5 protein-coding genes and 5 tRNA genes are annotated in these 6,432 nt (G+C 45.9%); 1 reads left to right on the top strand and 9 read right to left on the bottom strand.

Annotated elements, in window-relative coordinates:
- Positions 1-3: 3 nt before the first annotated feature.
- The 4 genes from corC to miaB all read right to left on the bottom strand — a co-directional run bounded on the left by corC (position 4) and on the right by miaB (position 4,054).
- Entirely contained in the window at positions 4-876 is an 873-nt protein-coding gene (gene corC, locus L4D09_RS21225) for a CNNM family magnesium/cobalt transport protein CorC (RefSeq protein ID WP_428459528.1), read from the bottom strand.
- A gap of 106 nt (positions 877-982) precedes the next feature.
- Entirely contained in the window at positions 983-1,447 is a 465-nt protein-coding gene (gene ybeY, locus L4D09_RS21230) for an rRNA maturation RNase YbeY (protein ID WP_428459529.1), read from the bottom strand.
- Complete coding sequence (locus tag L4D09_RS21235) at positions 1,447-2,544, bottom strand: PhoH family protein (protein WP_428459530.1); 1,098 nt, start codon at positions 2,542-2,544, stop codon at positions 1,447-1,449. The genes ybeY and L4D09_RS21235 overlap by 1 nt, the downstream gene beginning before the upstream one ends.
- 85 nt (positions 2,545-2,629) lie before the next feature.
- Entirely contained in the window at positions 2,630-4,054 is a 1,425-nt protein-coding gene (miaB, locus tag L4D09_RS21240) for a tRNA (N6-isopentenyl adenosine(37)-C2)-methylthiotransferase MiaB (protein ID WP_428459531.1), read from the bottom strand.
- Between the two features lie 250 nt (positions 4,055-4,304).
- On the opposite strand from miaB, the gene L4D09_RS21245 reads away from it, so the two are divergent.
- Entirely contained in the window at positions 4,305-5,471 is a 1,167-nt protein-coding gene (locus tag L4D09_RS21245; protein WP_428459532.1) for a 2-octaprenyl-3-methyl-6-methoxy-1,4-benzoquinol hydroxylase, read from the top strand.
- Positions 5,472-5,694: 223 nt separating this feature from the next.
- Here L4D09_RS21245 and L4D09_RS21250 read toward each other — a convergent pair.
- The 5 genes from L4D09_RS21250 to L4D09_RS21270 all read right to left on the bottom strand — a co-directional run bounded on the left by L4D09_RS21250 (position 5,695) and on the right by L4D09_RS21270 (position 6,319).
- Positions 5,695-5,779, bottom strand: a tRNA-Leu gene (locus L4D09_RS21250).
- A gap of 57 nt (positions 5,780-5,836) precedes the next feature.
- Positions 5,837-5,911: transfer RNA gene (locus L4D09_RS21255), tRNA-Gln, on the bottom strand.
- Between the two features lie 39 nt (positions 5,912-5,950).
- A tRNA-Leu gene (locus L4D09_RS21260) sits at positions 5,951-6,035 on the bottom strand.
- 77 nt (positions 6,036-6,112) lie between these two features.
- Positions 6,113-6,197 (bottom strand) — tRNA-Leu (locus tag L4D09_RS21265).
- A 45-nt stretch (positions 6,198-6,242) separates the two neighbouring features.
- Positions 6,243-6,319, bottom strand: a tRNA-Met gene (locus tag L4D09_RS21270).
- Between the last annotated feature and the right edge of the window lie 113 nt (positions 6,320-6,432).

Below are 6,432 nucleotides of genomic sequence, written 5' to 3' on the forward strand. Positions count from 1 at the left end.
TCGTTATGGTGTGGTTGTCGGTTGGGGTGCTTCGTGAGGCACGGTCACTTGCAACTGGATAACCCGGCGGTTGTCGGCTGACGTTACTTTAAATGAGTAACCATCAAGTTCAACGATCTCACCACGGTCGGGTAGATGGCCAAAGCTGGTCATTACCAAACCACCCACCGTATCGACTTCTTCGTCGCTAAAGTGAGTTTGGAACATTTCGTTAAAATCTTCGATAGTCGTCAGTGCCTTAACCGAAAAAGTATGCTTACTTAATTGACGGACATCTTGCTCTTCTTCGTCGTCGAATTCGTCTTCGATTTCGCCAACGATTTGCTCAAGAATATCTTCAATGGTGATAACGCCTGATACCCCGCCGAACTCATCGACAACGATAGCCATGTGGTAACGTTCTTCGCGGAATTCTTTTAGTAGACGGTCTACACGCTTGCTTTCTGGCACTACAACCGCAGGTCGTAGCACTTTGTCCATATCAAATGGTTCACTGTTTGGTAGTAAGTAACGGAGTAAATCTTTTGCCAGAAGGATACCTTCGACATGGTCTTTATCGTCACTGATCACCGGGTAGCGTGAGTGCTGGGCATCAACAATTAAATCAATCAGATCATCTAGCTTCTGAGAACGTTCGATTGTGACCATTTGAGAACGTGGGATCATGATATCCCTAACGCGCATCTCGGCAATTTCCATAACACCTTCGAGCATGTCGCGGGTGTCGTGGTCGATCAAATCGTTTTCTTCTGAATCTCGAAAAACTTCAACAAGTTCTTCACGATTCTGTGGCTCACCTTGAAAAAGTTGGCCAAGACGTTCAAAGAAGGACTTTCTACTCGGACCTTCAGAATTTTGGGGGTTATCTTCGTTCATTGCTTGTAAGAATTACTTCTCTATCAATTAAGTGGCGGTGCCACGGGAGTTGTGTTGCACCCAGTATTGGCTGCAACACCTATACGACAACAGTCTCAAAGAAAGGTTACAGTTTTTCTTCTGCATATGGGTCATTAAATCCCATTTTTTGCATAATTTCTGTTTCCAAGCCTTCCATTTCGTCGGCTTCTTCATCTTCGATATGGTCATAACCTAGCAGATGAAGACTGCCGTGTACAACCATATGTGCCCAGTGGGCATTGAGTGCTTTATTCTGCTCTTTTGCTTCTTTTTCGACAACTTGACGGCAAATGATTAAATCACCAAGCAGATCAAGTTCCACGCCCGGTGGTGACTCGAATGGGAATGACAGGACATTCGTTGACTTATCTTTACCACGGTATTCATGGTTCAGCGAATGACTCTCAGCATTATCAACCAAGCGAATAGTAACCTCAGCATTTGGCTGAAATAGGGCGATAGTTGCATCGAGCCATTGTTGAAAGTCAGCCTCACTGGGCATGCCTTCCTGGTTGTCCGTCGCAATTTGCAGATCTAAATAGATAGCCATTACTTTGTTTTTTCCGTTTCAACCACTGAGGTTGCTACTGTGGCAGTTGCTGCTGCAACAATGGCTGCTTGTTCATCACGACGGCGTTGTTCATTTATCTTACGTTGCTTTTGGTCGGCACTTTCCCAAACCTCATAGGCTTGAACAATGCGAGCAACGACAGGGTGACGTACTACATCATCAGCTAAGAAGAAGTTGAAGCTAATTTCATCAACGTCAGAGAGCACTTCAATAGCATGACGTAAACCCGAGCGAGCACCACGAGGTAAATCGATTTGCGTTACGTCACCGGTGATCACCGCACGAGAATTAAAGCCGATACGCGTCAGGAACATTTTCATTTGTTCGACGGTGGTGTTTTGACTCTCATCAAGGATGATAAAGGCATCGTTAAGCGTACGACCACGCATGTAAGCGAGTGGTGCGACTTCGATGACATTGCGTTCAATTAGTTTCTCGACGCGCTCAAAGCCTAGCATCTCAAATAAAGCGTCATAGAGAGGACGTAGATAAGGGTCGACTTTTTGGCTGAGATCGCCCGGCAAGAACCCTAACTTCTCACCCGCTTCAACGGCAGGGCGGGTCAATAGGATGCGGCGGATTTCTTGGCGCTCAAGGGCATCAACTGCGGCAGCAACCGCCAGGTAAGTCTTACCAGTACCAGCTGGGCCAATGCCAAAAGTAATATCATGGCGAACCATGTTACTGATGTATTGTGCCTGATTCGGCGTACGTGGTTTGATCACCCCTTTTTTGGTCTTGATCGTCACTTCTTTGCCGTAAGGAATACTTGATTCAGTCGACTGTTCAAGCACGCCAGATTCTTTAATGGCAAGGTGGATCTGATCAGGTTCGATATCAGGGATGGTATTGCGTACTGGGGCAGTATCAACATACAAGGTTTTGATGATATCAGCTGCGGCGTCAGCAGTATGAGGTTGGCCAACGACACTAAAGCTGCTGCTTCGGTGGTTGATCTCTACACCCAGACGGCGTTCAAGTTGTTTGATGTTATCGTCGAAAGGGCCACAAAGGCTGGAAAGACGCTGGTTATTGGCGGGTTCCAGGTTGAATTCTACAGTAATAACTTTGCTCAAGATTTGCCTCTTCAATGTGGCCACCCGTAAAGTTGGGTGGCCATGGTTCTGGGCGCGTCCTACTTGTCGTTAGACGGGCGTTATACTATGGAGTATATACGCCTACACCCAATTCATCTTCTTTGCGTGATTTTTCCATAACTTCTAATGGTGTCATGGCAACACGTAGATCCATTTCTGCTTCAGTACGTACCAATTCGCCACGTAGTGAGTTGGTAAATACGTCAATGATTTTCACATCAACAAACTGACCGATTAACTCAGCAGAGCCTTCGAAGTTTACAATGCGATTATTCTCGGTGCGACCGCGTAATTCCATAATGTTCTTACGAGAAGGGCCTTCAACAAGAATACGCTGCTCGGTATCTAACATTTGGCGTGCATGACGCATTGCTTGAGTATTGATCTGTTGTTGCAGTTCATACAAGCGTTCTTTTTTAACTTCTTCAGGGATATCACACGGATAATCTGCTGCAGGTGTACCAGGACGTGGGGAAAAGATAAAACTGAAGCTAATATCAAAATCAATATCGCGGATCAATTTCATCGTATCTTGGAAGTCTTGGTCACTTTCGCCAGGGAACGCAACGATAAAGTCAGAACTCATTGTGATATTCGGACGTACTTTGCGTAGCTTGCGAACTTTAGATTTATATTCCAGAACAGTGTGAGGGCGTTTCATCATCGTTAAAATACGATCTGAGCCGCTTTGTACTGGTAAATGTAAGTAGTCTACGAGTTCTGGGGTATCGGTATAAACATCAATGATGTCATCCGTAAACTCGATTGGGTGACTGGTGGTATAACGAATACGGTCAATACCATCAATTGCAGCAACAAGACGTAGCAGCTCCGCAAATGTTGCCAATTCACCATCGTGAGTTGGACCGCGGAAAGCATTAACGTTCTGACCCAATAGGTTTACTTCACGAACGCCTTGCTCTGCAAGCTGAGCAACTTCATAAAGAACATCATCTAGTGGGCGGCTTACTTCTTCCCCGCGCGTGTAAGGCACTACACAATAAGTACAGTACTTAGAGCAGCCTTCCATGATAGAAACGAAAGCCGTTGCTCCGTCAGCGCGCGGTTCTGGTAAATTATCGAATTTCTCAACCTCTGGAAATGAGATATCCATCACTGGTGCGTGAGTAGATTGAGAACTTTTAATCATTTCTGGCAAGCGGTGCAGGGTTTGTGGCCCAAAAATCACATCCACATACGGCGCTCGCTGGCGAATTGATTTGCCTTCTTGGGTTGCAACGCAACCACCAACACCAATCACAAGATCAGGCTTCTTATCTTTTAAGCGCTTCCAGCGACCTAGCTGGTGGAACACTTTTTCTTGTGCCTTTTCACGGATTGAACAGGTGTTAAGCAGCAGCACATCTGCTTCTTCTGGGACTTCTGTTAGCTCGAAGCCATTGGCTGCATTGAGAAGATCGGCCATTTTTGATGAATCGTATTCGTTCATCTGACAGCCCCAGGTTTTGATAAGCAGTTTCTTAGCCATGTCTAACTCTTCACTCGTAGTGTTTAATCATTGCATTCCACATTGCTTCATTCGGCCGACAGGTTTAATCCAGCTGTCAGCTGTAGCAAGCCGCGTATTGTACTGCTTTAAACCTTGCCTGACTAGATCATCACCACCCCGAATAAATTGTGGTTTTGTTGCCAAAGAGATTAATCGCTGATGCGCCACTGGTTTTTCGGTAGAATTGGTTAATATTGTAGGTAATTTGTTGAGCATAACAGGAATGGGTATGGAGCAATTTGACATTGTTGTTGCTGGTGGTGGCATGGTTGGTGCGGCTACAGCAGTTGGTTTGGCCCAGCAAGGGTTACGTGTCGCCGTTATTGAAGGTACGGCACCGGTGGCTTTTGACACTTCGCAAGCGATGGATTTACGTGTCTCAGCCATTTCACCGAACTCTGTTGCTTTACTAGAGCGCCTTGGCGCATGGCCTGCGGTATTAGGTATGCGTTTATGCCCCTATAAAAGGCTGGAAACGTGGGAGCACCCAGAATGCCGGACACGGTTCCATGCATCTGAATTGCACCTAGACCGCCTAGGGTACATTGTCGAAAACCGGGTTATTCAATTGGCGCTATGGCAACAGTTCGATTCATACCCAACACTTTCTGCATTATGCCCCGCTAAAATCATTAAAGCTGACGAATGTAAATTGGGGGCGGGGTATATCGTTACCCTCGATGATGGCCGACAGCTTAAGACACGATTATTGGTAGGGGCCGATGGCGCTAACTCACAGGTACGGCAACAGGTTGGGATTGGTATAACGGCGTGGGATTATCGCCAGCATTGTATGTTAATTAATATTGATACCGAAATGGCTCAACAAGACATTACTTGGCAAATGTTTACACCACACGGGCCACGTTCTTTTTTACCGTTACCGGGACATAAAGGATCACTGGTGTGGTATGACACGCCTGAGCGTATTAAACAGTTATCTGCAATGACGCCAGATCAGTTGAAAACCCAGATCCAAGCGCACTTCCCCAGCGAGTTAGGTGAGTTCACGGTACAAGGACACGGAAGCTTCCCACTAACTCGCAGGCATGCTCAGCGCTATTATAAGTCCAGTGTTGTTTTATTGGGAGATGCAGCCCACACGATAAATCCATTGGCTGGTCAAGGTGTAAACCTAGGCTTTAAAGATGTCGATGTGTTATTGCATGAAATAGAGAAGGCGGGTCAAGCGTGGGATAAATCTTCGGTATTGAAGGCTTACCAATGTCGTAGACGACCAGATAACTTAATGATGCAAACAGGTATGGATTTTTTCTATACCACCTTCAGTAATTCGCTGGCACCGATTAAGTTTATACGCAATGCTGGGCTTAAATTGGCTGAGCACGCAGGTCCGGTTAAGCAAAAAGTATTGAAGTATGCGATGGGGATGTAGCATCAGGCCTATCAGTAACCAGGTGCTTCATTGATGATAAAAGTGAGCCTAGTGCTCACTTTTTTATGCCAGTAAAGAAAAAGCCGAATGTTATTGAAAACATTCGGCTTAACAACCAGAGAGATACGATCATTGAGTAGGTTGTAAAAACTATTGTCCGCAAATTAAGATAATTAAATCGCAGACATAAGAAAACCCACCAAAAGGTGGGTTCCTTAAATAATGGTGCGGAAGGAGAGACTTGAACTCTCACACCTTGCGGCGCCAGAACCTAAATCTGGTGCGTCTACCAATTCCGCCACTTCCGCATACTTATCGTTTAGTTTGATCTTAGCAATCAAAGAACTATAACGTTAAGCAATGTGTGGCAGGTCTACCTGGATTCGAACCAGGGRATGGCGGCATCAAAAGCCGCTGCCTTACCGCTTGGCGATAGACCTRCARATGCTCTTTTCAGAGACTTAATTARTCAGAGAGAATGGTGCGGAAGGAGAGACTTGAACTCTCACACCTTGCGGCGCCAGAACCTAAATCTGGTGCGTCTACCAATTCCGCCACTTCCGCATTTTTGTGCTGTTACCAGCTGTATCTCTGACTATATTTTTTAAGCTGGGAATTGGTGTTCCAACTTAAAGAATAGATGGTGCGGAAGGAGAGACTTGAACTCTCACACCTTGCGGCGCCAGAACCTAAATCTGGTGCGTCTACCAATTCCGCCACTTCCGCATCTAGTAGAATTTTACATCTTTCGATGTCTTTCCGYAGAAAGAATGGTGGCTACGACGGGATTCGAACCTGTGACCCCATCATTATGAGTGATGTGCTCTAACCAGCTGAGCTACGTAGCCATCTTTAGATGCTGATCGTAAAATCAACAACTCAAAATATGGCAGGTCTACCTGGATTCGAACCAGGGGATGGCGGCATCAAAAGCCGCTGCCTTACCGCTTGGCGATAGACC

The organism is Photobacterium makurazakiensis (assembly GCF_050336715.1).
Lineage (GTDB): Bacteria > Pseudomonadota > Gammaproteobacteria > Enterobacterales > Vibrionaceae > Photobacterium > Photobacterium makurazakiensis.

Coding starts and splice junctions, on each gene's coding strand:
- miaB (WP_428459531.1), bottom strand. CDS start 4,054: ATGGCTAAGAAACTGCTTATCAAAACCTGGGGCTGTCAGATGAACGAA.
- L4D09_RS21245 (WP_428459532.1), top strand. CDS start 4,305: ATGGAGCAATTTGACATTGTTGTTGCTGGTGGTGGCATGGTTGGTGCG.
- corC (WP_428459528.1), bottom strand. CDS start 876: ATGAACGAAGATAACCCCCAAAATTCTGAAGGTCCGAGTAGAAAGTCC.
- ybeY (WP_428459529.1), bottom strand. CDS start 1,447: ATGGCTATCTATTTAGATCTGCAAATTGCGACGGACAACCAGGAAGGC.